This is a genomic window from Streptomyces sp. NPDC052701, from assembly GCF_040678355.1.
Taxonomy (GTDB): Bacteria; Actinomycetota; Actinomycetes; order Streptomycetales; family Streptomycetaceae; genus Streptomyces.
On the sequence record NZ_JBFATO010000001.1, the window covers coordinates 632,676 to 656,024 of the forward strand.

Here is a 23,349-nt window from a genome sequence, read left to right on the forward strand (position 1 = left end):
CCGCCCGGTGGCCGCCCCCGTTCCGGCGGCCCGCGTCCTGGTGCCGGCCGGCCGGATCTCCACCGGCGCGGTGGCGGCCGTGCTCGCCGTCGGCCTGGTGGCACCGGAGGTGTGGCAGCGCTGGTCCCTCCTGGTCTTCCTGACCGGCCTGGTGGCCGGCCTGCCGCACGGCGCCGTCGACCACCGGGTGCCCGGCTGGTTCCAGCGCCGTCCCCGGCCGGCGGCCGGACGCCGGGCCGCCGCCCCGCTCGGCTACGCCGCGGCAGCCGTGACCGTCCCCGCCGCCGCCCTGGTCGCACCGGCCTGGGTGTTCTGTGTCTTCCTGGCCGTCTCCGCGCTGCACTTCGGCTACGGCGACGCCCGGTTCTGCGCACTGCGCGACGGTCCGGCGGATCCGGCCCGGCGGGCGGTGCACGCCCTCGCCCACGGAGCGGTCACCGCGGTCCTGCCCCTGGTGCGGTGGTCCGAACAGGTGCGCCCGGTGGTACGGCAGCTCGCCCCCGGTGCCGACTGGCTGCTGGCCGCGCCGGTGCGGACGGCCGCCGCGGCGCTGGCCGCAGCGGCCGTGGCGGTCGGCTGCGTGACGGCGCTGCGCGGCGGACGACGCCGGCAGGCCGCCGAACTGCTGCTGCTCACCGCACTGTTCACCTCGGTGCCGCCGCTGGTGGCGTTCGGCGTCTACTTCGGCGCCTGGCACTCGGTACGGCACATCGCCCGGCTGGTCCTGGCCGACCCCGCCAACGCCACGGTACTGCGGGCCGGGCGCACCGCAGCGGTGCTGCGCAGGTTCGGCCGCCAGGCGGCCGTCCCCACCGTCGCCGCACTGGCCGCCCTCGCCGCGCTCATCGTCCTGCCCGGCGAGTTCCCGCCGGACGGCCGGACGGCCGCCCGCGGAGTGGCCCTGCTGGCCGCCCTCACCTTCCCGCACCTGATCGTCGTGGCCCGCCTGGACCGCTGCGAGGGGCGCCACACGGTGCGAAGCGCTCACCCGGCCACCGGCCGGCCACCGGGGCGACGAGCGCAGTGAGCGGCTGTGGGGCACCGCGTCCGGTTCCGGCCGGCGGGCCGAGCCGCACCACAGCCCGGTCGCCCGGCGCCGGACCGCCGGCGCGCCGGTACCGCCGCACATCTGGACCGCTGCGAGGGGCGCCACACGGTGCGAAGCGCTCACCCGGCCACCGGCCGGCCACCGGGGCGACGAGCGCAGTGAGCGGCTGCGGGGCACCGCGTCCGGTTCCGGCCGGCGGGCCGAGCCGCACCACAGCCCGGCCGCCCGGCGCCGGACCGCCGACGCGCCGGTACCGCCGCACATCGGCACACGCCACACGGTCCGCGACACGGACGTCGTCCGGGGCGTGCCCGGCGGACGGAGGGCCTTTGGCCCGGGCTGCCCGTACGGCGGCCGCCCGGGCGGTGCCGTCGAACCCCACCCGCTCCCGACTGTGGCGCGAAGGCATCGCGGCCGGCCTCCCCGAGCGGACCGACCAGGCCCGGTGACCGGCCCCGTCCCCGGGCCCGGCGCGGCAGCCGGGGCGGCCGTCCGCCGCTCCTCGACCACGAGGTGCGCCGGCGGCGCCGCGCGGTCGAGCCGTGCTCACGTGGTCGAGCGGTGCCTCAGCCGGCTCACGCGGTGGCGCGGCACAGCCACCCGGTGCGGCAGGACCGCCGAGTCCCACCGAGCAGCCGTCCCCCACGCGCCGTCGCCGACGCGGGCGTGGCACCCCGGCGACGCTCCCAGCGTGTCACCCGCCCGCCGGCGGACCCGTGTCCACGCCGGCTGCGCCTGCGAGCCGCGCATCCGAAGGGGTCAGCGCTCCGCGCTCTCGACGGCGTTCTTGATGCCGGCCAGGGCTTCGTCGAGGCCGTGGTCGACCTGCTCCCCTTCGGTCCGCTCGGTGTGCATCTCCACGGTGAGCCGCGAGGTGCCTGCGTCGTCGCCGCCCGCGACGTGCAGCCGGCCGTGGTAGTCGTGCGGGCCGGGCGCGCCCCACTCCAGGCTCCTGCCGTCCTCGACCACGTGGATCCAGGCTTCGCTGGTGACGTCCTGTTCCGGGGCGTCGGCGGGGTCGATGTGGGCGGTCACGGTGACCTTGTCACCGTCGTGGGGGCGCACGGAGGTCAGGCGCGGCAGGTAGGCGGGCAGGTTCTGCACGTCGGCGAGGTAGGAGAAGAGCCGTTCCGGCGGCACCGCCACCGTGATCGTTTCGCTGTAGTCACCCATGGACAACGAGGTCCCCGGGCGGCCGCCCCATGAAACGGAACGACAGGTTCATCGCCCGGTGAGCGCATCGGCCGCCCTCACGAGGCCTTGGAGCCGGTCGCGGCCCGACCGCGTCTCGAAGGAGGGCCGGAGGAAGGCTCCGGCCCCCTTCCCGTGCGCGTCCCGGGCGCTCAGGCGGCCGCCGCGTCACGTGCGTCGCGGTGGATCGGCGTCCCGGAGCCGGTCAGGGGTGCGCCCGTGCCGCCCCGGCGGGCCGCGACGATCTCCGCCGCGATGGACAGCGCCGTCTCCTCCGGGGTACGGGCGCCGAGGTCGAGGCCGATCGGGGACCTGAGCCGGGCCAGCTCCTGCTCGTCCACGCCCGCTTCGCGCAGCCGCCGCTCGCGGTCGGCGTGGGTCCGGCGCGAGCCCATCGCCCCCACGAACGCCACCGGCAGGCCCAGCGCCTCCTTCAGCAGCGGCACGTCGAACTTCGCGTCGTGGGTGAGCACGCACAGCACGGTGCGCCGGTCGGTCGTGGTGCCGCGCAGATAGCGGTGCGGCCAGTCGACCACGATCTCGTCGGCTTCCGGGAAGCGGGCCCGGGTGGCGAAGACCGGACGGGCGTCGCACACGGTGACGTGATAGCCGAGGAACTTGCCCGCCCGCACCAGCGCCGCCGCGAAGTCGACCGCGCCGAAGACGATCATGCGGGGCGGCGGCACCGAGGACTCGACGAGCAGGGTCAGGCCGCCGGGGCAGTGCGAACCGTCCGCCGCGAGGTCGACGGTTCCGGTGCGCCCGCCGTCCAGCAGCGCCCGGGCCTCGGCCGCCGCCGTCCGGTCCAGCTCCGGGTGACCGCCGAGGCCGCCCTCGCGGGAGCCGTCCGCGCGGACGAACAAGGTTCCGCCCAGGAGCTCCGCCGGACCCCGGACGACCCGGGCGAGCGCCCCCGGCTCACCGCGGACGACGGCCGGGAGCGCCGCCCGGAGCACCGGCCGCGCGGGGGCGTGCGCGCCGACCGGACACACCAGGACGTCGATGATCCCGCCGCAGGTCAGACCGACCGCGAAGGCGTCCTCGTCGCTGAAGCCGAACCGTTCGACACGGGTCTCGCCGTCCTCCAGCGCCTGGACGCACAGGTCGTACACCGCGCCCTCCACGCACCCTCCGGAGACGGAGCCGACCGCCGTGCCGTCGCGGTCGACGGCCAGGGCGGCGCCGGGGCCGCGCGGGGCGCTGCCGCCCACGGACACGACCGTCGCCACGGCGAACTCCCGGCCCTCGGCCAGCCACCGGTGCAGCTCGCCGGCGATGTCAAGCACCCGGTCCTCCCGCCCGCAGCACCCGGTCCGGGCGGATGGGCAGGCTCCGGTGGCGTACGCCGGTCGCGTGCCACACGGCGTTGGCGATGGCCGCCGCCGCACCCACGACGCCGATCTCACCGATGCCCTTGATGCCGACCGGGTCCTCGGGGTCCGGGTCGTCCACCCAGTCCGCCTCGATCTCCGGGACGTCGGCGTGGGTGGCGACGTGGTAGCCGGCCAGGTCGGCGCCGTAGTGGCCGCCCGAGAGGCGGTCGCGGACCGCCTCCTCGTGCAGGGCCATGGAAATGCCCCAGACCATGCCGCCGACGAGCTGGCCCCGCGCGGTGAGCGGGTTGACGATCCGGCCCGCCGCGAAGATCCCCAGCATCCGGCGCACCCGCACCTCGCCGGTGGTGACGTCCACGGCGACCTCGGCGAACTGCGCCCCGAAGGAGTGCCGCTCCTTGTGGGCGAGGGCGCCGAGGGCGGCGGTGGTGTCGGAGCGCACGGTGATGCCCTCCGGCGGCACGGCGGCCCCCGGGACGAGCCGGTCGCGCAGTTCGCCGGCGGCGGCGGTGACCGCCCAGGCCCAGGAGCGGGTGCCCATCGACCCGCCGGCGATCCCCGCCGGGCCGAAGGAGCTGTCGCCGATCAGCACCCGGACCCGTCCGGGCGGCACCTCCAGCGCGTCGGCGGCGACCAGGGTGAGCGCGGTGCGGGCCCCGGTGCCGATGTCGGCCGCGGCGATCCGCACGGTGAAGGTGCCGTCCGCCTCGGCGGTCACCGCGGCCGTCGACGGGAGGGCGCCCGCGGGGAAGGATGCGGCGGCCGTGCCCGTGCCGAGCAGCCAGCGTCCGTCGCGGCGCACGCCGGGTCGCGGGTCGCGGCCGGCCCAGCCGAAGCGGCGGGCGCCCTCCCGGAAACAGGCGGCGAGGTTGCGGCCGGCGAAGGGCAGCCCCGAGACCGGGCCCCGCTCGGGGTCGTTGCGCAGCCGCAGCTCGACCGGGTCGACACCGCACTTCTCGGCGAGCTCGTCGAGCGCCGCCTCCAGCGCGAACGACCCCGGTGCCTCGCCCGGCGCGCGCATCCAGGTCGGGGACGGCACGTCCAGCCGTACCACCTCGTTGACCGTGCGGTGGGCGTCGGCGTCGTACATCGCCCGCGCCACCCCGGCGCTCGGTTCGACGAACTCCCACACCGTCGACGTCTGGTTCAGCGAGCGGTGCTCCAGGGCACGCAGCCGTCCGTCGGTGCCCGCGCCGAGCCGGACGCGCTGTGCGGTGGGGCTGCGGTAGCCGGTGAGCGAGAACATCTGACGGCGCGTCAGCACCACGCGCACGGGGCGCCGCAGGGCGCCGGCGGCCATCACGGCGGACACCTGGTGGGCCCGCAGGCCCTTGCTGCCGAAGCCGCCGCCGACGTGCTCGGAGCGGACCCGCACCGCGGAGGGGTCCAGCGAGAACATCCTCGCGAGTTCGTCCGCGACCCAGGTGGTGCCCTGGTTGGAGTCCACGACCTCGAGCCGGCCTCCGTCCCACAGGGCGGTCGCCGCGTGCGGCTCCATCATCGCGTGGTGCTCCTCGGGCGTGCTGTACTCCTCGTCCACCACGTGGGCGCAGGCGGCGAGTTCGGCGTCCAGGTCGCCCTTCTGCGTGACGGCGGGCATGTGCCCGTCCGCCGGGTAGGCGTCCGGGCGGCCGGCGAAGAACGCGATGTCGTGCGGCTGCCGTTCGTAGGTGACGACCAGCGCCTCGGCGGCCTCGCGGGCCTGCTCGGGGGTCTCGGCGACGACGAGCGCGACGGGCCATCCGGCGTGCGGGATCCGGTCGTGCTGGAAGACGGCGGCGGTCGGGTCCGGCGGGACGCCCAGCATGCCGATGTAGTCGGTTTCGAGACGGGGCGCGTTCCCGTGGTGCAGGACGGTCAGCACGCCCGGCATGGCGAGCACGGGGGCGGTCTCGACGGTCAGGATCCGGCCGCGTGCGACGGTGGACAGCACCAGCCAGCCGTGGGCCAGCCCCGCGAACGGGATCTCGCCGGCGTACCGGGCGGCTCCGGTGACCTTGTCGCGGCCCTCCACGCGGGTGTGCGCGGTGCCGACGGCGCCCGTCACCCTCGTACGGCCGGTGGTGACGGTGGTCATCGGGCGGCCTCCTCGGCGAGTTCGGACAGGACGGCCACCACCAGGTTGCGCATGAGGGTCACCTTGTATCCGTTGTCGGGCAGCGGTTTGGCCGCCGCGAGTTCGGCGTCCGCCGCCGCGGCGAAGTGTTCCGCCGTGGCCGGGGCGCCGGTCAGCACGCGTTCGGCGGCACGGGCCCGCCAGGGCCGGGACGCCACCGCCCCGAACGCCAGGCGTGCCTCGCGCACGACACCGTCGTCCACGTCGAGGACCGCGGCGACGGAGCCGATCGCGAAGGCGTAGGAGGCGCGCTCGCGGACCTTGCGGTAGCGGGAGCGGGCGGCGGCGGGCGCCGGCGGCAGGGTGACGCCGGTGACGAGCGCGCCGGGCGGCAGGGCGGTCTCCCGGTGCGGAGTGTCACGCACGGGCAGGTAGAAGTCGGCGAGGGGCAGCTCGCCCGGCCCGTCGGCCGTTTCGTACGCGACGACGGCGTCGAGGGCGGTCAGCGCGACGCCCATGTCGGAGGGGTGGACGGCCACGCAGTGGTCGGAGGCGCCCAGGACGGCGTGGTTGCGGTGCTCGCCGGTGAGGGCGGGGCAGCCGCTGCCGGGGGCGCGCTTGTTGCAGGGTTTGGTCACGTCGGTGAAGTAGCCGCAGCGGGTGCGCTGGAGCAGGTTGCCGCCCACGGTGGCCATGTTGCGCAGCTGCCCGGACGCGCCGGCGAGCACCGCCTGGGTCAGCACCGGGTAGCGGCGGCGGACCTCGGGGTGGGCGGCGAGCTCGCTGTTGGTGACGGTGGCGCCGATGCGCAGCCCGCCGTCGCCGGCCGGCTCGATCCGGTTCAGCGGGAGCCGGCGGACGTCGACGAGCCGGGCGGGGCGCTCGACGCCCGCCTTCATGAGGTCGACGAGGTTGGTGCCTCCGCCGAGGTAGCGGGCGTCCGGGTCGGCGCCGAGCAGCGCCACCGCGCCGGAGACGTCGTCGGCGCGCCGGTAGTCGAACTCCCTCACGCCGCCGCCTCCTCGGTCCCGGGCCGGGCCTGTGCGGCCGCGCGGGCGACGGCCTGGGCGATGGACACGTAGGCGCCGCAGCGGCACAGGTTGCCGCTCATCCGCTCGCGGATCTCCTCGGGGGTCAGGGGTGGCGGGCCCGCCTCGGGCCGTACGTCGCCGGTGACGGCGCTCGGCCAGCCCGCGGCGTGCTCCTCGATGACGGCGACGGCCGAACAGATCTGGCCGGGTGTGCAGTAACCGCACTGGAAGCCGTCCAGGTCGAGGAAGGCCTGCTGCACCGGGTGCAGGCGTCCTCCCTCGGCGAGGCCCTCCACGGTGGTGATCTCCTGTTCGTCGGCCGCGACGGCCAGTTGCAGGCAGGACACGGTGCGGCGGCCGTCGACCAGGACCGTGCAGGCGCCGCACTGTCCGTGGTCGCAGCCCTTCTTGGTGCCGGTCAGATCGAGGCGCTCACGCAGGGCGTCGAGCAGGGTGGTGCGGTGGTCGACGGACAGCGTGTGCTTCTCGCCGTTGATGTCCAAGGTGACGGTGCTGGTCGTCGAGGGGGCCATGAGCAGCCTTCTTTCGCGGATCCGGGACGTCCGGCGGACGGCGTCCCGGAAGGCGGACGAGTCGGTGACGTGGGGGTGCTGTACGAAACGGGGGCGGTTCGGGACCATGAGGGGCGCGGAGGGCCGGGGCGCCGGTCGACCGGGCCGGGGCACGGGCCCGTCCCGCACCGTCCCCGTCCGCCGATACGATGGACCGAAGCGGACGGCTGTCCGCTACTGGAAACGTAGTGGACAGTTGTCCGGTTAACAAGGGCGGGTTTCGGCCGCGACCCGCAAGGAGGACGAGTGCGGGAGAAGAGGGAAGCACCCCTGCGTTCCGACGCGCAGCGCAACCGCGAGCGCATCCTGGAAGTGGCCCTCACCGAACTCACCCGCTCGGCGGAGTGTCCGCTGAGCGTGATCGCCAAGAAGGCGGGTGTCGGCCAGGGCACCCTCTACCGCAATTTCCCGAGCCGTGAGGCGCTCGTCCTGGAGATCTACCGGCACGAGATGCAGCAGGTCGCCGACAGTGCGGCCAGGTTGTTGAGCACCCGGGAACCCGACCGGGCCCTGCGCGAGTGGATGGACCGGCTCGCCCGGTTCGCCATGGCCAAGGCCGGGCTGGCCGACGCCATCCGGCAGGCCACCTGCGGGCCGGGAAGCCTCGCGAAGCCGGGCCACAGCCCGGTGACCGAGGCGGCCGAACTCCTGCTGCGCGCCTGTGAGGAGGCCGGAGTCATCCGCCCGGGGGTGACCGCGGACGACTTCGTCCTCGCCATCGGCGGCCTGTGGCAGCTCGACCCCGCCGACGACTGGCAGCCACGCGCCACCCGGCTGCTGGACCTCGTCATGGACGGCCTGCGCGTGGGAGCACCCGGACGGCAGCGCTCCGCCGGGTGACCGCCGTCGGCGACACCTCCCGCAGTTCCGGCAGTTCCGGCAATTCCCGAAGAGCGGCCTCCACCGCCGGGCGGGCGGAAGGCGCCCGCCGAGCCGCCCACGCCGCCGGAGGCGGGGACGAGGTCCTGCGCGGGAGGGTCCGCGAGCCGGGGGAGGAGCACGGGATCCCGCGGAAGACGGCCGGGCATCTCGTCGGGGAGACACGCCGGTGAACCGCTTTCCGGCTCGTCGCCGGCCGCCGGCGCCGCCACGACGCGAAGCGGCCGTGCCCCGTCCCGGGCGTCGCCCGCTGCGGCTCGGGTCCGTGATGTCGCGGGGCCGGGGTCACGCCTCCCTGCCGGCGCGCCCCAGGCGGAAGGCGGAGGCGAGGAAGAAGGCGCCGCCGAGGAAGGCGTAGCCGGCCGGAGCGCCCACGGAGGCGCCGTCCTTGCCTGCCTGCGCGAAGAAGGACGCGCCGGCGACGGTGGAGATGGCGTCGCCGGCGATCATCACCCACCGGCCGCCCAGCCGGCGTCGGGTGGCGCCGACGACGAGCTGGACGATGCCCGCGGTGACGGCCCGGGCGCCCCAGACGCGCAGGACGGCCGGGATGCCCGACGTGGCTGCGACCGCCAGGCCGATGCCGGTGAGGCTGCTGAGCGCGATGTTCGCGTACGGATCCCGGACCGGGCCGCCGTTCGCCCGGGTGGACCGGACGTCGACGACCGCGCACGCCACGTCGAACAGGGGGTAGACCGCCAGCAGCGTGAGGCGGGCCGTCGGTCCCTCGATCCGGGGGCCGCTATGTCCTTCGTCAAGCGTGCGGGCGGCTTCGGTTCGGGGTTCGGCCTTCTTCAGGGTATGAGACTGTCTGGTTGTGCCAGAGATGATGAGCGGGTTGGCGGCGGCCTTGGCCGAGGCTTCGTCTCCTTCGTGGTCGCAGCGTGTTCGTGCCGGGCGCGACCTTGCTTCCTTCGCTGATGTTCCCGAGGCTGCGGAAGCGTTGGTGAGGCTGCTGCTGGACGTCGAGGACACGGCGGTGACCCGGCAGACGGCGGAGGCCCTGGCCCGGGTGGGGACGGTGGCCGCCGTAAGGCTCCTCGCTCTCGCGGTTGCCGCGGCTGACGACGGCCAGGCGGACTGGCTGCGGACCGGGGTGCATGACGCGCTCGTGGGACCGGACGGTGCGCCGGACGTCGCAGCGGTCTGCGGGCAGCTCGCCCGGGACCCGGAAGAAGCCGTCCGCCGGGGTGCCGTGGAGATCTCGGCATGGGCGCACGACACGAGATGGTGATCCAAGTCGACCCGCTTGGGGACTGGTTCATGCGGCCGTCACCCGGAGGACGTGGGATTAGTGGAGCAGGGCCTCGATCCGGGCTTCCGGGGTCCGACGCTGTTCGTGGACGGCGGTGGGCGAGCGGGCCAGGGGCGGGATCACGATGCCGAGGGTGCCGGTGCCCGGGACCACGGCGGTCTGCCCGGAGTCCGTCCGCCGACTGCGCAAGGCGCCGGGCGTGAGCGCGCAGGCAGACGACGACGTCCTCGGTGCCGTCGACGGCGAACACGGCGCGGCGAATGCCCAGCGTGCTCGCCGGAGCGTCCTTCGGCTCGGCGCTGACCGTCCGAGGTCCCTCGATCGGTGCCTCGCCTTCCAAGAGCCTCTTGACGCAGCGGTCCCCGTCGCACGTCGGTCGTACCGCTTCGAGGGCGACCGCTTTGTCGAGGCGTCGCGTGGCATCACATGGCGTCGCATGGTGCCATCCAGTGCCACGCGGCGCCACTCTGTGCCCTCAGAGGTGTATGGGCGGTCATGGTGCCACCGTGAGCCGGATCGTCCTCTTTGTATTTCCGCAGGTCAGAGCGATCATGATCGAGCTTGTTCGGTAGGAGCGCCCTCTGGTCTTGCGCGTGACGCCATCATGGTGCCATGATGGCGTCATGGACCTCACCCCGTATGTCGACACCCTCCGCCGTGAACTCGCGGTGGCCGCCGAAGCCGGCGGGGACGAAGCCCGCGAGCTGGCCGAGCGGCTCACCGCTCCGCTGGAGTCGGCGGCCCGGCTGACCCTGCTGAACGTGCTCTCCGCCGCGATGGACGAGATCACCCGCGAGCTCGCCCCCGGCTCGGTCGACGTACGGCTGCGCGGGTTGGACCCCGACTTCGTGGTGACGCCGCCACCCACCGACGGCGGTACCGCCGCGGAGCCGGCCGCGCCCGTGGAACCGCTCATGACCCCGGCTCCGGCCGACGGGGAGGAGGGCGGCACCGCCCGCGTCAACCTGCGTCTGCCGGCCCACCTCAAGGCGCGCGCCGAGGAGGCCGCGAGCCGCGAGGGCCTGTCGGTCAACGCGTGGCTGGTGCGGGCCGTGTCGGCCGCGGTCGGCGGCGGGGCCCGGCCGCGGCCGACGGAGAAGGCCCAGAGCGTCGGACAGAGCTTCACGGGCTGGGTGCGCTAGCCGCACCCCCGCCCGCATCCCTTCACCCACACCACGTCCCACCAGCGGGGACGCCCTGAAGACCCAAGAGGACGGGACAGCCATGCCTTCTTTCGACACTCCCGAACCGATTTCGGCCACCGCGCGCGTGGAGGCCGGTTCCATCCAGTTCACCGCGAGCGACCGCCCCGACACCGTCGTCGAGGTGCGCCCCCGCGACCCGAAGAAGGACCAGGACGTACGGGCGGCCGACCAGACCGAGGTCGCGTACGCGGGCGGTGCCCTGACCGTCCGCACGCCCAAGCCCAATCTGCTCGGCCTCGGCCGCACCGGCACCGTCGACGTGACGGTCGAACTGCCCACGGGCTCGCACATCGACCTGACCGGCGCCTGGGCGCAGGTGCTCGGCGAGGGCAGGCTCGGTGAGGTCCGCGTGAAGACCTCCTCCGGCGACGTCCGCCTCGATGCGACCGGGCCGCTGCAGCTGACCGCCTCGCACGGCTCGATCACCGTGGACCGGGTCGAGGGCATGGCCGAGATCACCACCAGTTCCGGCAGCCTGCGCGTCGGCCTCGTGGACGGCCCCGCGGTTCTGAAGAACTCGCACGGCACCACGACCGTCGGCACCGCGACCGGCGAACTGCGGATCAGCGGCGCCAACGGCGACATCGACATCGCGCGCGCCGAGGACTCCGTCACCGCCACCACCGCCCACGGCACCCTGCGCGTGGGCGAAGTGGCCCGCGGAACCGTCCAGTTGGAGACCTCCTACGGTGCCATCGAGGTCGGCATCCGCGAGGGAACGGCCGCCTGGCTCGACGTCCACTCGGGCTCCGGCCAGGTGCGCAACACGCTCACCGTGTCCGAGACCCCGGAGAACACCGAGGACGCCGTCAAGGTCCGCGCCCGCACCCGGTACGGCAACATCGACATCCGCCGCGCCCGGGGCTGAGCACCCGCCCCGCCAACTCGCCCCTCACCCCAGTCACTTCCCCCTTCGAACGGGAGGGCTCCATGCCTTCATCTGTCATGCCCACGCCCAGGCGAGGTGACGGTCCGCAGTCACCCGCCGCCGTCTCCGCCGTCGGTCTGCGCAAGGCGTACGGCGACAAGACCGTCCTCGACGGCATCGATCTGCACATCCCGGCCGGCTCCGTGTTCGCGCTGCTCGGCCCGAACGGCGCCGGCAAGACCACCGTCGTCAAGATCCTCTCCACGCTCATCACCGCCGACGGCGGGCAGGCCCAGGTCGCGGGCCACGACATCGCCACGTCACCGGACGGGGTGCGGGCCGCGATCGGTGTCACCGGGCAGTTCTCCGCCGTGGACGGGCTGATCACCGGCGAGGAGAACATGCTGCTCATGGCGGACCTGCACCACCTGCCCAGGCGCGAGGGGCGGCGCATCGCCGCCGAGCTGCTGGAGCGCTTCGACCTGGCCGAGGCCGCGAAGAGGCCCGCCGCCACCTACTCCGGCGGCATGAAGCGCCGCCTGGACATCGCCATGACCCTGGTCGGCGACCCGCGCATCATCTTCCTCGACGAGCCGACCACCGGCCTGGACCCGCGCAGCCGCCACACCATGTGGCAGATCATCCGCGACCTGGTCGCCGGCGGCGTCACCGTCTTCCTCACCACCCAGTACCTGGAGGAGGCCGACCAGCTCGCCGACCGCATCGCGGTGCTCAACAACGGAAGGATCGCCGCCCAGGGCAGCGCCGAGGAGCTCAAGCGGCTGATCCCCGGCGGGCACGTCCGCCTGCGCTTCACCGACCCTTCCGCCTACCGCTCCGCTGCCGCCGCGCTGCGCGAAGTGCAGCGGGACGACGAGGCGCTGGCGCTGCACATCCCCAGCGGCGGCAGCCAGCGCGAGCTGCGCGCCCTCCTGGACTGGCTGGATTCGGCCGGCGTCGAGGCCGACGAGCTGACCGTGCACACGCCCGACCTCGACGACGTGTTCTTCGCCCTGACCGGCCCCGCCGCCGCCCCCCACCAGCCGAAGGAAGATGCCCGATGAGCGCCCTCTCCCTCGCCGTGCGCGACTCCTCCACGATGCTGCGCCGCAACCTGCTGCACGCCCGGCGCTACCCCTCCCTCACCCTGAACCTGCTGCTCACGCCGATCATGCTGCTGCTGCTCTTCGTCTACGTCTTCGGCGACGCGATGAGCGCGGGCATCGGCGGCGCGGGCGCCGACCGCTCCGCCTACCTCGCCTACCTCGTCCCGGGCATCCTGCTGATGACCATCGGCGGCACCGTGGTCGGGACCGCCGTGTCCGTCTCCACCGACATGGCCGAGGGCATCATCGCCCGCTTCCGCACGATGGCGATCCACCGCGGCTCGGTGCTCATCGGGCACGTCGTCGGCAGCGTGCTGCAGTCGGTCGCCAGCGTGGTCCTGGTCGGCGCCGTCGCCGTGGCCATCGGCTTCCGCTCCACCGACGCCACGGCCCTGGAGTGGCTGGCGGCGCTCGGGCTGCTCGCGCTCTTCGCCCTGGCGCTCACCTGGATCGCGGTCGGCATGGGCCTGATCAGCCCGAACGCCGAGGCCGCCAGCAACAACGCGCTGCCGATGATCGTCCTGCCGCTCATCTCGAGCGCCTTCGTCCCGCTCGACGCGATGCCGGGCTGGTTCCGGCCGATCGCCGAGTACCAGCCGTTCACGCCCGCCATCGAGACCCTGCGCGGGCTGCTGCTCGGCACCGGGATCGGCCACCACGGGTGGCTCGCCCTCGCCTGGTGCCTGGGCCTGACCGTGCTCGGCTACGTCTGGTCGAAGGCGGTCTTCAACCGCGACCCGAAGTAGCCGGCCGGGTCGGCCGCAGGCGCGGCTTCCCGCGGCTCGCTCCGCTCGAGGGCGGCGTACTCCGGCACCGCGTCGGCGTACGCCGCCCCGTCCGCGTCCGTAGCCTGCCGGGCCGGGGACGCGGACAACGTCGCCGACGTGGAACCGGTGAAGTCCCCCTCAGGCGCCGTCCGCTGACGGCGGCTCGGTGAAGGCGCCGGCGGCCGCGGCGAGGGCGGCGGTCCTGGCCGCGTGGCCGGGCAGCCGCGGGTCGGGTGGCGTGCGGAGGAGCACCAGCTGGTGGTACAGCGGCGCGGTGGCGGCGATGAGCAGTCGCCGAGCGTCGGTGTGCGCGGGCAGCCCGCCGCGCCGGACGGCCCGGCTGACGATGATCTCGCAGCGCGCGTACCGGTCCTCCCAGAGCCGCTGTTGGGCACGGGCGGCTTTCTCGGAGCGGAACGAGGCGGCGATCAGCGCCGCCACGATCGGTGGCTGCGCAGTCAGGGCCGTCTGGATCTCCTGGTTCAGCGCCGTCAGGTCGCCTTCCAGCGAGCCGGTGTCCGGCGGCTGCCAGTCGTCGTCGCTCGCCGCGTCGAGAACGTCGGCGAGCAGGCCGCCGACGTCTCCCCAGCGCCGGTACACCGTTGCGCGGTGCACGCCGGCGCGGGCGGCGACGGCGTCCATGGTGAGCCCGTCATAACCGTGTTCGCCGAGTTCCGCGAGGGCCGCGTCCAGCACCTGCGTACGGATACGGGCGGTACGGCCGCCGGGGCGGCGCCGGGTCGGTGGCACGGGCCGGACGTCCTTTGGGCGTGGAGCTGGGGGAGTCATCGCCGGTAATTCGGTTGCTCGGGGGACGGCATCGTGACAGCATCTTAAAGCAACAGTTGTCGCACTAGTGGAGTCTTCGATGCTCTTCCGAAACGTTCGCCCGGCCACGCGGCCCCTGACGGCCGCCTCGTCCTCGAATGCTTCGGAGCGTCCCCATGCCCACACAGATCACCGCGCTCGCCGTCAGCAAGTCCTTCCACGGCAGGCTCGTCCTTGACTCGGTGACCTGCTCGCTCGCCGCGGGCGAGCGCACCGGGATCGTCGGTGAGAACGGATCGGGCAAGACCACCTTGCTGCGCCTGCTCGCCGGACGTGAACGGCCCGATCAGGGCGAGGTCGTCGTCCAGGCCGCCGGCGGCGTCGGCTATCTCGCCCAGGACGAGCGGCCGGAGCCGCGGACCACCGTCCAGCAGCTCATCGACCGGGCCCTCGGTGACCTGCGCGCCCTCGAAGGGCGGATGCGCCGCCTGGAGGCGGCGATGGCCGACGGCGACGAGTCGGGGATGGCTGAGTACGGCGAACTGATGACGGCCTTCGAACTGCGCGGCGGCTACGACGCCGACGCCCGCGTGGAACGCGCCCTGCACGGCCTCGGCCTGGGACCGGTGGGCCGTGACCGTACCGTGGACAGCCTGTCCGGCGGAGAACAGGTCAGGTTGCGACTGGCGGCCCTCCTGGCGGCCGCGCCCGAGGTGCTGCTGCTGGACGAGCCGACCAACCATCTCGACGACGACGCCCTGAACTGGCTGGAAGAACACCTGCGCACCCGGCGGGGCACCACGGTGGCGGTCTCCCACGACCGGATCTTCCTCGAACGTGTCGCCACCAGCCTGCTGGAGGTGGACGCCGACCGGCGCCGCGTCGTCCGGTACGGCAACGGCTACACCGGCTACCTCGCCGAGAAGGCGGCGGCCCGGCGGCGCTGGGCCCAGGCACACGACCGGTGGCGGGCCGACGTCGACCGGCTCCGCGAGGCCGCCGCGACCACCGCCCGCCAGGTGGCCCCCGGCCGTGCGATGAAGGACGGCAACAAGATGGCCTACGACCGGGCGGGCGGCCGGGTGCAGCAGTCGCTGGCCAGCCGGGTGCGCAACGCCGAGGAACGGCTGCGCCGCCTCCTGGCGGATCCGGTCCCGCCCCCGCCGCAGCCGCTGCGCTTCACCCCCGTCCTGCGGGCCCGTCGCCTGCGGGGCGTCGTGCTCGACGCCGCAGACATCGCCGTCGCCGGCCGGCTCGACCGCACGAGCCTCACCGTCACGGCGGGCGAGCGCCTGCTGATCACGGGGCCGAACGGAGCGGGCAAGAGCACCCTGCTCCGCGTCCTGGCCGGAGAACTCGCGCCCGACAGCGGGAGCGTCACCCGTCGCGGGAGGATCGGCCACCTTCCCCAGGACCCGCAGCCCGGGGAACCGGACGAGACCGTGCTGGCCGCCTTCGCACGCGGCCGGGCGGGAGACGCCGCCGGGCACGCCGAACGGCTGCTGTCCCTCGGCCTGTTCGACCGCGAGCAGTTCCCGGTACCGGTCGGCCGGCTGTCCACCGGACAGCGGCAGCGTCTCGCCCTGGCACGCATGCTCAGCGAGCCGTCAGAGGTCCTGCTGCTCGACGAACCCACCAACCACCTGTCGCCCGCCCTGGTCGAGGACCTGGAAGCCGCCCTGGCCGACTACGACGGCACCCTCGTCGTCGTCAGCCACGATCGCCGGCTGCGCCGGCGCTGGCAGGGCACCCACCTGGCCGTGCGGCCGGCAACGGCGCCCGCCGACGCCTGACGCCCCAGAGCCCCGAAGCCCGCGCACACCCCTTGCCGAAAGGAGACGACCGGTGACGCCGACCGTGCCCGCCGACCCGACCGTGGTGCACCCGATGCCCGGGCAGCCGCGTGTGGTGCTGCTGAAACCGCTGATCACCTCACCGCTGATCGAGGTCGGGGAGTTCTCCTACTACGACGACCCGGACGATCCGACCGCCTTCGAGACCCGCAACGTGCTGTACCACTACGGGCCGGAAAAGCTGGTCATCGGGAAGTTCTGCGCGCTGGGCGAGGGCGTGCGGTTCATCATGAACGGCGCCAACCACCGCATGGACGGCCCCTCGACGTTCCCCTTCCCGATCATGGGCGGTTCCTGGGCCGAGCACTTCGACCTCATCACCGGCCTGCCCGGACGGGGCGACACCGTGGTCGGCAACGACGTCTGGTTCGGTTACCGGTCCACGGTGATGCCCGGCGTCCGCATCGGCCACGGAGCGATCATCGCCTCCGGCTCCGTCGTCGTCGACGACGTCCCCGACTACGGGATCGTCGGCGGCAACCCGGCCAGACTCATCCGCCGCCGTCACAGCGACGCCGACATCGACCGCCTGCTGGCCCTGGCCTGGTGGGACTGGCCGCTCCAGCACATCACCGAACACCTCCGCACGATCATGTCCGGCAGCATCGACGACCTGGAGAACGCGGCGCCCGCGTCCCCGCACCGATGATCCACCCACCTTCCAGCACCCGGAATCGAGCCGCCGGCATGCCTGCTCAGCCCCGCCCCGACCCGTTCACCGACTGGCTCCGCGACCATGCCGTCCCGCTCACCCGCCTCGACCCCGAGGCGCCGCTCGACGACCTGGAGCCGCTGCGCGGCATCATCGGCGATGCGCGCGTCGTCGCGATCGGCGAGCACTCCCACTTCATCGGCGAGTTCGCGCTCATGCGCCGGCGCATCCTGCGGTTCCTGGCCGAACGCTGCGGTTTCACCGCCCTGGCCTTCGAATACGGCTTCAGCGAAGGCTTCCCCCCTCGACGCCTGGGCCCGCGGGGAGGGCACGGACGGTGATCTCGCGGCCCACCTCGCCGCGGCGATCCCCGTGGGACTCGACGAGCCGCTGCGCTGAATCCGCCGGCACAACCGCACAGCCTCACCACCGGTGCGCTTCGCCGGCATCGACATCCCCGCTGCCGGCGGATCCCTGCTCCCCGCCCTGGCTCCGGTCGCCGACTACCTGCGCCGGACCGATCCCGAGGCTCTGCCGGTGCTCCGGACAGCGATGGGCATCGCCGAATCGTTCGCCGGCGGCTCGGGGGCCGTGGCCGCACCCGCGTGGGCGCGCCTGACCACCGCCGACCAGGACGCCCTCACCGCGGCCCTCACGCGCCTGCTCATCCGATTCCGCTCCCTCGAACCGCTGTACGTCTCCCGCGGCGACCAGCACGGCTACGACATCGCCCTGCGCCGCCTCGAAGGCGCCTGCCACGCCGACCACACCTTCCGCGCCATGGCCGACCTCTTCGCCGGAAGAGGACTCACCGCCGACACTTCGGCCCGGGACGTCTACATGGCCGGGTCGGTCCTGTGGCACCTGGAGCGCTTCGAACCCGTAACCCTCCACCGGCCAAGACCGTGTCCCGTGTGGTGGGGCGGACGAGTCGCTTGCAGCAGCGCAGGGCTGCGGCCAAGCCGGGAAGACCAGGCCGGTGCGGGGACCGCGTCCGCAGCGGTGGTTGAGCCCGCGGTGGCCGGTCGGCCAGGTGGCTGTGTTCATGAGAATGGACAGCAGATGTCCGACCCTCAAGGGCTGCCCCGTGACTGACCTTGGCATGGGAGCGGTGGGTCAGGACCGCATCCTGGGGCCACCGGTGAACTGCGCCGCCAGGGCCGCGTCGTTCTGGTGGCAGGTCCGGTTCGATCGCTCGGCGTCCAAGGTGGCCCAGAGCGCGGCGGGGGCGCGGGCGCACCCACCTGGAAATGGGTGGAGCGGCAGAGTCCGCCCTGGTACGGTGCCTCGATGTCAGAGATCAGGAAGTTCCAGGTCACCTTTGACTGCGCAGAGCCTGAGCGCCTGGCTCGTTTCTGGTGCGAGGTGTTGGGGTACGTCGTACCGCCGCCGCCGGAGGGGTTTGCCACTTGGGACGATTACAAGCAGTCGCAGCCTCCTGAGCAGCGGGATTCATGGTTCGCCTGCGTCGACCCCACAGGTGTGGGCCCGCGCCTGTACTTCCAGCGTGTCCCCGAGGGGAAGGCTGCCAAGAACCGGCTGCATCTTGATGTGCGGGTCGCCACCGGACTCGTGGGTGAGGAGCGCCTCGCCGCACTTGAGGCCGAATGTGCGCGACTGGTCCCGCTCGGTGCGGTACACGTGCGAACGCTGTATGACGGCAACGATGCGTGCATTCCCATGCAGGACATCGAGGGCAACGAGTTCTGTCTTGACTGAGCATTCTCGAGCCGGGGAGGCGGGAACCGCCTTCCCTTGACCTCTCCGGTCTCGTGTCGAGCGGGAGTCGCTCCGTGAGGGTGGGGGTGTGCGGCCGGGCGATGCCGGGCATCGCGGTGTGAACGCCGTCGCCCTTCAGACGGCGGTCGCGAAGGACCTTCCAGGCCTTCATCCGCGCGGGAACGCGCTCGGCGCGGGCCCGGACCCTGCGGTGGGAGGTGTTGTGTTCCTCCTTCCCAAGCACACGGTTCGGTCCGGCCGTGTTCACGGCGGTGCGGGATGATCAGGCCGGTGCCTCGCGGTATCCGCCGTCCGCGATGACCGTGGCCCGGCCGGTCGCGGCCTTCACACCGGACGGTTCCCACGCCTTGCAGTCGTTGCGGTTGCCCGTGACTGGCCGGCCGACGGCGACGACGAGCCGAGGCCGTCGACGATGCGGTCCGCGGCCGGCTTCGACACCCCGAACAGTGGCGCCAATTGGCGCAGGGTGAGGTTCGTGCGCCAGTACGCGGCGACCGGCAACACCCGGCCTTGAAGCGGCAGGCTCCAGGGCCGGCCCGTGCGCACCGGGCCCGCGCCCTCGCGCCGCAGTGCGGTGACCAGCTTGCCGAACTGCCGAGGGATCAGCCCGGTGAACGGGTCTATCAAGGACGGCTGCGACACCGTGATCGCACCAGCCACACATTGATCGTCTCACCACAGCTTGGGCTCCTCAGCCGGCTTCCCGGCCGCCGGCCAGACGGCGCCGCCACCAGCGGTCAGAACGCCACTGCCGATGAGTGGCGAACGGATCCGGCAGCGTGCGCTCGACGTACCTGGCATCCAGGACACGCACTCGGCGTCCAAGTTCGGCGCAGGCCCTACGAGGCAACTGCCGCAGGACCTCTTCAAGCACGTCACGGGCGTGCCGCACGTCGTCGAAGGAACAGCCGCGGCACGAACACTCCGCATCCTGTGGATAAAGGGGCCGTCGTCCCGGTGGTTGCAGAAACGCTCGATACCGCCGCAGCGCACGGTCGGTGGCGCCGGGGTAGATGTAGTGGTCGCCCGAGAGTCTCTCTACTCGATCTATCGCGTCGCTGGTTCGGGCGGAGAGGCCGTGGATCCGGTCTGGAGGCAAGCTCCACGCGACACGGAGGGACTGTTCTGTGCGCAGCGCGCCGGGCCGCTTACGCGGCATCGGCCTTTCGGTACGTGGACATGGACATCATCATGCCAGCAGCTACGGTCGCTGACAGCCAGGAAGCCGCATCCAGCATCGGCCCATCGCCCCAGGGCTCCAACCCCGCAGGCTGTCCGGGACGGAGCAGCGGGACAGCCCTTTAGCCATTCGCTGAAGCCGATTCCCTCGCGGGCGATGCGTACGCCGACCCGCTTGCCACGCAGCCACCCGTGCAAGGGGGAGACGTCGCAGGCCTTGTCCGCGTGGAGACCGCTGGCCTTGAAGTACCTTCCCCGAGAGCGGTGCGTCTCGTTCGGGGCCCCTCCACCGTGGCCCCCATTGCTTCGCCGCCGTGAGTGCTGCCGGCCGCGTCCCCGACTCGGCCGGGACAGCAACGGACGGATGAACTCCAAAGTCCGTGAGTTCACCAACACCGACGTGCTGACCATTAAGAACCCACAGGTGAGGGCCGATGAGGGCCCTGACCCAAGGGCCGCTCCGTCCGGCTCAGGTTGCGGTACCGATCGAATGCCTCGCGGGCGTCCGAAACGAACTCCTGCTGCCGTACAAGGGATTCGAGCTCCGTCTGGGTAAGCCAGCCGTGCCAGGCGACTTCCTCGATACTCGGCCGGATGGGCGTCGTGATGACGACCTCGTGCAGTCCCAGCCAGTAAGGGCTGACAGCGCCCGCGCACAGGAATTTGAGCACGAAGCGCGGGGCGGCATGAACCCCCAGCTCCTCCGACAGTTCTCGGGCTGCTGCGTCCTCGTACGACTCGCCGACATCAGCGGCACCCCCGAGCATCCAGTTGTACTGGCCCGGAAAGCGGGAGGAATCGTCCGGTCGGCGGTGGACGAGGAACCGTCCGCCTTCGTCGCGGCACACGATCGTGGCGATGCGATGCAGCCAACCCTGACGAATCGCCTCGGCTCGGTCAACGACTCCCAGCACCTGATCCTGTTCATCGACGCGGTCAACCAGTTCACCCATGGGACACACGATCTCAGGGGGCGCTCGTGGCAGAGCCAGCGGGTATTCGCGCTGGCTCGCACCGGGGACTGTCAACGCGTGGCTCTGCCGCACATTCGGTGGTAACGGACAGTGAACGTTGACTATCTCTACCTACAGAGAGCGCGGTGGCGCTCTGGCCTTGATGCTTCGAGGCGGGCGACATTACGCCGGGTCACCGACCTTGTCGCGTAGAACTCCCACGACCAGACACAAAGTCGATCGGTCGATTCCGGGGAACGCCAGCTGCGGGGCGTAGGCCTGCGGTTTTGCAACCGATGGTCTGTCCGTCGTCGTCATGACCTACCGTCATCGCCGAATGTGGGACAGAGCCGAACGTCTTGCCGTCCCCTTTGCCGGTGCCGGATGTCCTACGGTGCGGAGCGACCGGCAGAACGCCGGTGTTCACGCGGTTTCACGATCGGTCCTCAAGGATGGCGTGGGCCTCACGGGCCGGGTCGCGGAGCCGGCGGCGAGCCGCCCGCACACACCGTCGGGGACCAGTTGGGCCACTGCCACGGGCCTGGCCTCCGTGGCAGTGGCCGCACCGCACCACAGGCGGGCTCCTTATGTCATCCCCTCCATGGACCACCGGCCATGTCCGAGGGCCGTTGCGCGCCGTGCGTCAGGCTCCGTCCACGCGACGGCGGTCCTCCTCGTCCCACTTGCTGGTGTCGCGCGGCGGGACGTAGGGCTCTTCCTCGGGCGGCAGGCCGCCGGCGATGGCACGCTGACGGGCCATCTCCGCGTCGAACTCCAGGCCCAGCAGGATGGCGATGTTGCTGATCCACAGCCACACCAGGAAGACGATGACGCCGGCCATGGTGCCGTAGGTCTTGTTGTAGGAGGCGAAGTTGGCGACGTAGAACGCGAATCCGGCGGAGGCGATCAGCCAGATCACCAGCGCCACCACGCTGCCCGGGGTGACCCACTTGAAGCCGCGGCCCTTCACGTTCGGTGTGGCCCAGAACAGAATCGCGATCATGACGGTGACCAGCACGACCAGCACGGGCCACTTCGCGATCGACCACACCGTCAGCGCCGTGTCCCCGATCCCCAGCGCGGAGCCGGCCTGGTGGGCGATCCCGCCGGTGAACACCACGATCAGCGCACTGGCCACGGCCAGGACCAGCAGCACCACCGTGACGCCGACCCGCACGGGCAGCACCTTCCACACCGGGCGTCCCTCGGGCATGTCGTAGACGGCGTTCGCGGTGCGGATGAACGCCGCGACGTACCCGGAGGCCGACCACACCGCCAGCAGCAGACCGATGATCGCCATGATCGAACCGGTGCCGCCGTTGCCCTGCAGCTGCTGGACCGCGTCGCTGATGATGTCCCGCGCCGATCCGGGCGCGAGCTTCTGCAGGTTCTCCAGCACCTGATCGGTCGCCGACTTCCCCGCGATCCCCAGCAGTGACACCAGCACCAGCAGCGCCGGGAACAGCGACAGCACCCCGTAATACGTCAGCGCCGCCGCCCGGTCGGTCAGCTCGTCGTCGTTGAACTCCTTGACCGTGCCCTTCAGCACCGCCCACCAGGACCGCTTCGGCAGCTTCGTCGGCTCGTCCGGAGCTCGCTCCTCCACCTCGGCGTCCGGTCCCACGACCGTCTCCGGCTCGTGCCCACCCGTGTCCGGACCGCGCCGGACCTCCTGCTCAGCATCTGACGTTCTTGCCATACCAACCGGAGTAACCTCCGGCCGGGCCTCCATGCTTGCGGGATCGGAAACCGGCCCGGTTGCCCGGTCCTGCCGGTGCCCCCGACGAGCCCTTTCCCGCCTCGTCCGGATTGCTGACGCGGCTCATCCCCGGCTGAGGGGGGCAAAGGTGCCGAGGCGGGACGGACCCCGTGCCCACCACGGTTGTCGAGATCCACGTACCGCTGCTGCCGGCGCCGAACCTGCCGGACGGCGCCTGCCCGTTCCCGTCGGATGTCCTCCAGCGGCGGGGCGTCGTCCAGGCGTCGCCGAACGACCTCTGCTGTGCCGGAACCGCGCAGCGCCTTGGCGCACTGGAGGCAGAAGGGCCCACTCGCGCGGGAGTGACGACCCGACGGCCACTCAGCCAGCATCGTTGAACGTTCACGCTTTGGTCGCGGTTGCGCCACTTCCCCCTCCTCGCCGCTTTGCCGGGGCATCCCACCCCTTACGGTCATCTGGCGCCAACTGACCCATAAGAAACGCGTGTTGTACAACCGGCCGCCGCCTGCCCAGCCGCCCTACCCGGGACCGCCGTCCATGACGCCGCCCGGCAGGCCCGGGCGGGCGCGGAAGCGGGTCGCCCTCCCGGCCGCGGCCCTCGTCTTCTTCGTCGGCGTCGGCATCGGAACCTCCGGCGGCAGCGACCGGGAGGAGACCGGCGCCGGCGGCAAGGCCGAGCCGCAGCCCACCGTTACCGTCACGAAGACCGCCGCCGCCAAGCCGGCCGGGGACGAGGGCGCGAAGCCGGTGAAGGTCGACAAGCCCGCGGCCGACGAGGACAGGAAGGCGACCGTTCCCGACTTCGTGGGCATGGGCCTGCAATCCGCGCAGGACAAGGCGCAGAAGGCCGGCTTCCACGGGCTCGCCTCGCACGACGCGCTCGGCCGGGACCGGATGCAGGCCTTCGACCGGAACTGGAAGGTGTGCAGCCAGAACGTCAAGGCCGGCACCGCGACGTCGACCGACACCACCCTCGACTTCGGAACGGTGAAGCTGGCGGAGGACTGCCCGGCGAAGGAGGAGAAGCCGCCGACCGCGAAGGGCGGCAGCGGGCCGGCCAACGGTGCGTCCAGCCAGTAGCGGGGCCGGCCGGCAGTGCGTCCGGCCGTCGTCCGGCCGGCCCTCGGCCGGCTTCGTTCCCGGCTCGGGAGGCACGCCCCGGTCGGCGACCG

General features: G+C 72.8%; 22 protein-coding genes and 2 pseudogenes. 13 read left to right on the forward strand and 11 right to left on the reverse strand.

The window, feature by feature from the left end:
* Positions 1-7: 7 nt before the first annotated feature.
* Entirely contained in the window at positions 8-1,027 is a 1,020-nt protein-coding gene (locus AB0L29_RS02590; RefSeq protein ID WP_365822510.1) for a Brp/Blh family beta-carotene 15,15'-dioxygenase, read from the forward strand.
* 780 nt (positions 1,028-1,807) lie between these two features.
* Here AB0L29_RS02590 and AB0L29_RS02595 read toward each other — a convergent pair.
* The 5 genes from AB0L29_RS02595 to AB0L29_RS02615 form a co-directional block, all read right to left on the reverse strand.
* The gene (locus tag AB0L29_RS02595) at positions 1,808-2,221 is read right to left on the reverse strand and encodes an SRPBCC family protein (RefSeq protein WP_365822512.1); all 414 of its coding nucleotides are present in this window, start codon (positions 2,219-2,221) and stop codon (positions 1,808-1,810) included.
* Positions 2,222-2,391: 170 nt separating this feature from the next.
* Positions 2,392-3,525 carry an XdhC/CoxI family protein gene (locus AB0L29_RS02600; protein ID WP_365822514.1) on the reverse strand — a complete coding sequence of 378 codons (1,134 nt, stop codon included), beginning with the start codon at positions 3,523-3,525 and terminating at the stop codon, positions 2,392-2,394.
* Entirely contained in the window at positions 3,518-5,650 is a 2,133-nt protein-coding gene (locus tag AB0L29_RS02605) for a xanthine dehydrogenase family protein molybdopterin-binding subunit (RefSeq protein WP_365822516.1), read from the reverse strand. The genes AB0L29_RS02600 and AB0L29_RS02605 overlap by 8 nt, the downstream gene beginning before the upstream one ends.
* The gene (locus AB0L29_RS02610) at positions 5,647-6,639 is read right to left on the reverse strand and encodes a xanthine dehydrogenase family protein subunit M (protein ID WP_365822518.1); all 993 of its coding nucleotides are present in this window, start codon (positions 6,637-6,639) and stop codon (positions 5,647-5,649) included. Before AB0L29_RS02610 ends, AB0L29_RS02605 begins: the two co-directional genes overlap by 4 nt.
* Positions 6,636-7,193 carry a 2Fe-2S iron-sulfur cluster-binding protein gene (locus AB0L29_RS02615; RefSeq protein WP_365822520.1) on the reverse strand — a complete coding sequence of 186 codons (558 nt, stop codon included), beginning with the start codon at positions 7,191-7,193 and terminating at the stop codon, positions 6,636-6,638. The genes AB0L29_RS02610 and AB0L29_RS02615 overlap by 4 nt, the downstream gene beginning before the upstream one ends.
* A 285-nt stretch (positions 7,194-7,478) precedes the next feature.
* Here AB0L29_RS02615 and AB0L29_RS02620 point away from each other — a divergent pair, with 285 nt between their 5' ends.
* Positions 7,479-8,072, forward strand: coding sequence for a TetR/AcrR family transcriptional regulator (locus tag AB0L29_RS02620; protein WP_365822522.1), 594 nt, complete (start codon positions 7,479-7,481; stop codon positions 8,070-8,072).
* A 324-nt stretch (positions 8,073-8,396) separates the two neighbouring features.
* On the opposite strand, the gene AB0L29_RS02625 is transcribed toward AB0L29_RS02620, so the two are convergent.
* Entirely contained in the window at positions 8,397-8,843 is a 447-nt protein-coding gene (locus AB0L29_RS02625) for a hypothetical protein (protein ID WP_365822687.1), read from the reverse strand.
* 97 nt (positions 8,844-8,940) lie between these two features.
* Between AB0L29_RS02625 and AB0L29_RS02630 the strand changes: the two genes are divergently transcribed.
* On the forward strand, positions 8,941-9,345 hold the full coding sequence (locus AB0L29_RS02630; RefSeq protein WP_365822689.1) for a HEAT repeat domain-containing protein: 405 nt from the start codon (positions 8,941-8,943) through the stop codon (positions 9,343-9,345).
* 60 nt (positions 9,346-9,405) lie between these two features.
* On the opposite strand, the pseudogene AB0L29_RS02635 reads toward AB0L29_RS02630, so the two are convergent.
* Positions 9,406-9,528, reverse strand: a pseudogene (locus AB0L29_RS02635) (IS110 family transposase); the annotation flags it as partial.
* A 461-nt stretch (positions 9,529-9,989) separates the two neighbouring features.
* On the opposite strand from AB0L29_RS02635, the gene AB0L29_RS02640 reads away from it, so the two are divergent.
* From AB0L29_RS02640 to AB0L29_RS02655, 4 genes are all read left to right on the forward strand, one after another.
* The gene (locus AB0L29_RS02640) at positions 9,990-10,508 is read left to right on the forward strand and encodes a hypothetical protein (RefSeq protein WP_365822524.1); all 519 of its coding nucleotides are present in this window, start codon (positions 9,990-9,992) and stop codon (positions 10,506-10,508) included.
* 82 nt (positions 10,509-10,590) lie between these two features.
* A complete protein-coding gene (locus tag AB0L29_RS02645) occupies positions 10,591-11,439 on the forward strand; it encodes a DUF4097 family beta strand repeat-containing protein (protein ID WP_365822526.1) in 849 nt (282 codons plus the stop codon).
* Positions 11,440-11,501: 62 nt separating this feature from the next.
* Positions 11,502-12,503: an ATP-binding cassette domain-containing protein gene (locus AB0L29_RS02650; protein ID WP_365822528.1), complete on the forward strand. Its 1,002-nt coding sequence runs from the start codon at positions 11,502-11,504 to the stop codon at positions 12,501-12,503.
* A complete protein-coding gene (locus tag AB0L29_RS02655; RefSeq protein WP_365822530.1) occupies positions 12,500-13,291 on the forward strand; it encodes an ABC transporter permease in 792 nt (263 codons plus the stop codon). Before AB0L29_RS02650 ends, AB0L29_RS02655 begins: the two co-directional genes overlap by 4 nt.
* A 159-nt stretch (positions 13,292-13,450) precedes the next feature.
* Here AB0L29_RS02655 and AB0L29_RS02660 read toward each other — a convergent pair whose 3' ends face one another.
* The gene (locus tag AB0L29_RS02660) at positions 13,451-14,062 is read right to left on the reverse strand and encodes a TetR/AcrR family transcriptional regulator (protein ID WP_365822532.1); all 612 of its coding nucleotides are present in this window, start codon (positions 14,060-14,062) and stop codon (positions 13,451-13,453) included.
* A 194-nt stretch (positions 14,063-14,256) separates the two neighbouring features.
* Here AB0L29_RS02660 and abc-f point away from each other — a divergent pair, with 194 nt between their 5' ends.
* The 5 genes from abc-f to AB0L29_RS02685 all read left to right on the forward strand — a co-directional run bounded on the left by abc-f (position 14,257) and on the right by AB0L29_RS02685 (position 18,304).
* Entirely contained in the window at positions 14,257-15,873 is a 1,617-nt protein-coding gene (abc-f, locus tag AB0L29_RS02665) for a ribosomal protection-like ABC-F family protein (RefSeq protein WP_365822534.1), read from the forward strand.
* A gap of 94 nt (positions 15,874-15,967) precedes the next feature.
* The gene (locus tag AB0L29_RS02670) at positions 15,968-16,582 is read left to right on the forward strand and encodes a CatB-related O-acetyltransferase (RefSeq protein ID WP_365822691.1); all 615 of its coding nucleotides are present in this window, start codon (positions 15,968-15,970) and stop codon (positions 16,580-16,582) included.
* A gap of 38 nt (positions 16,583-16,620) precedes the next feature.
* Positions 16,621-16,926, forward strand: a complete 306-nt coding sequence (locus AB0L29_RS02675) for a hypothetical protein (protein WP_365822536.1) — start codon at positions 16,621-16,623, stop codon at positions 16,924-16,926.
* Positions 16,927-17,017: 91 nt separating this feature from the next.
* A complete protein-coding gene (locus AB0L29_RS02680; protein WP_365822538.1) occupies positions 17,018-17,680 on the forward strand; it encodes an erythromycin esterase family protein in 663 nt (220 codons plus the stop codon).
* Between the two features lie 195 nt (positions 17,681-17,875).
* Complete coding sequence (locus AB0L29_RS02685; RefSeq protein ID WP_365822540.1) at positions 17,876-18,304, forward strand: VOC family protein; 429 nt, start codon at positions 17,876-17,878, stop codon at positions 18,302-18,304.
* A gap of 88 nt (positions 18,305-18,392) precedes the next feature.
* Here AB0L29_RS02685 and AB0L29_RS02690 read toward each other — a convergent pair.
* From AB0L29_RS02690 to AB0L29_RS02700, 3 genes and pseudogenes are all read right to left on the reverse strand, one after another.
* A pseudogene (locus tag AB0L29_RS02690) lies at positions 18,393-18,985 on the reverse strand (transposase family protein); the annotation flags it as partial.
* Positions 18,986-19,914: 929 nt separating this feature from the next.
* On the reverse strand, positions 19,915-20,457 hold the full coding sequence (locus tag AB0L29_RS02695; RefSeq protein ID WP_365822542.1) for an NUDIX domain-containing protein: 543 nt from the start codon (positions 20,455-20,457) through the stop codon (positions 19,915-19,917).
* A 643-nt stretch (positions 20,458-21,100) separates the two neighbouring features.
* Positions 21,101-22,156 (reverse strand): YihY/virulence factor BrkB family protein, encoded by a 1,056-nt coding sequence (locus tag AB0L29_RS02700; RefSeq protein WP_365822544.1) that lies wholly within the window; start codon positions 22,154-22,156, stop codon positions 21,101-21,103.
* Between the two features lie 558 nt (positions 22,157-22,714).
* Between AB0L29_RS02700 and AB0L29_RS02705 the strand changes: the two genes are divergently transcribed.
* Positions 22,715-23,257 (forward strand): hypothetical protein, encoded by a 543-nt coding sequence (locus AB0L29_RS02705; RefSeq protein WP_365822546.1) that lies wholly within the window; start codon positions 22,715-22,717, stop codon positions 23,255-23,257.
* The last annotated feature ends 92 nt before the right edge of the window (positions 23,258-23,349 follow it).

Excerpts from the sequence above, each read along its gene's own strand:
- AB0L29_RS02595 (WP_365822512.1), bottom strand. The coding sequence starts at position 2,221 with ATGGGTGACTACAGCGAAACGATCACGGTGGCGGTGCCGCCGGAACGG.
- AB0L29_RS02605 (WP_365822516.1), bottom strand. The coding sequence starts at position 5,650 with ATGACCACCGTCACCACCGGCCGTACGAGGGTGACGGGCGCCGTCGGC.
- AB0L29_RS02615 (WP_365822520.1), bottom strand. The coding sequence starts at position 7,193 with ATGGCCCCCTCGACGACCAGCACCGTCACCTTGGACATCAACGGCGAG.
- AB0L29_RS02630 (WP_365822689.1), top strand. The coding sequence starts at position 8,941 with ATGAGCGGGTTGGCGGCGGCCTTGGCCGAGGCTTCGTCTCCTTCGTGG.
- AB0L29_RS02640 (WP_365822524.1), top strand. The coding sequence starts at position 9,990 with ATGGACCTCACCCCGTATGTCGACACCCTCCGCCGTGAACTCGCGGTG.
- AB0L29_RS02645 (WP_365822526.1), top strand. The coding sequence starts at position 10,591 with ATGCCTTCTTTCGACACTCCCGAACCGATTTCGGCCACCGCGCGCGTG.
- AB0L29_RS02650 (WP_365822528.1), top strand. The coding sequence starts at position 11,502 with ATGCCTTCATCTGTCATGCCCACGCCCAGGCGAGGTGACGGTCCGCAG.
- AB0L29_RS02655 (WP_365822530.1), top strand. The coding sequence starts at position 12,500 with ATGAGCGCCCTCTCCCTCGCCGTGCGCGACTCCTCCACGATGCTGCGC.
- abc-f (WP_365822534.1), top strand. The coding sequence starts at position 14,257 with ATGCCCACACAGATCACCGCGCTCGCCGTCAGCAAGTCCTTCCACGGC.
- AB0L29_RS02670 (WP_365822691.1), top strand. The coding sequence starts at position 15,968 with ATGCCCGGGCAGCCGCGTGTGGTGCTGCTGAAACCGCTGATCACCTCA.
- AB0L29_RS02675 (WP_365822536.1), top strand. The coding sequence starts at position 16,621 with ATGCCTGCTCAGCCCCGCCCCGACCCGTTCACCGACTGGCTCCGCGAC.
- AB0L29_RS02685 (WP_365822540.1), top strand. The coding sequence starts at position 17,876 with ATGTCAGAGATCAGGAAGTTCCAGGTCACCTTTGACTGCGCAGAGCCT.
- AB0L29_RS02695 (WP_365822542.1), bottom strand. The coding sequence starts at position 20,457 with ATGGGTGAACTGGTTGACCGCGTCGATGAACAGGATCAGGTGCTGGGA.
- AB0L29_RS02700 (WP_365822544.1), bottom strand. The coding sequence starts at position 22,156 with ATGGCAAGAACGTCAGATGCTGAGCAGGAGGTCCGGCGCGGTCCGGAC.
- AB0L29_RS02705 (WP_365822546.1), top strand. The coding sequence starts at position 22,715 with ATGACGCCGCCCGGCAGGCCCGGGCGGGCGCGGAAGCGGGTCGCCCTC.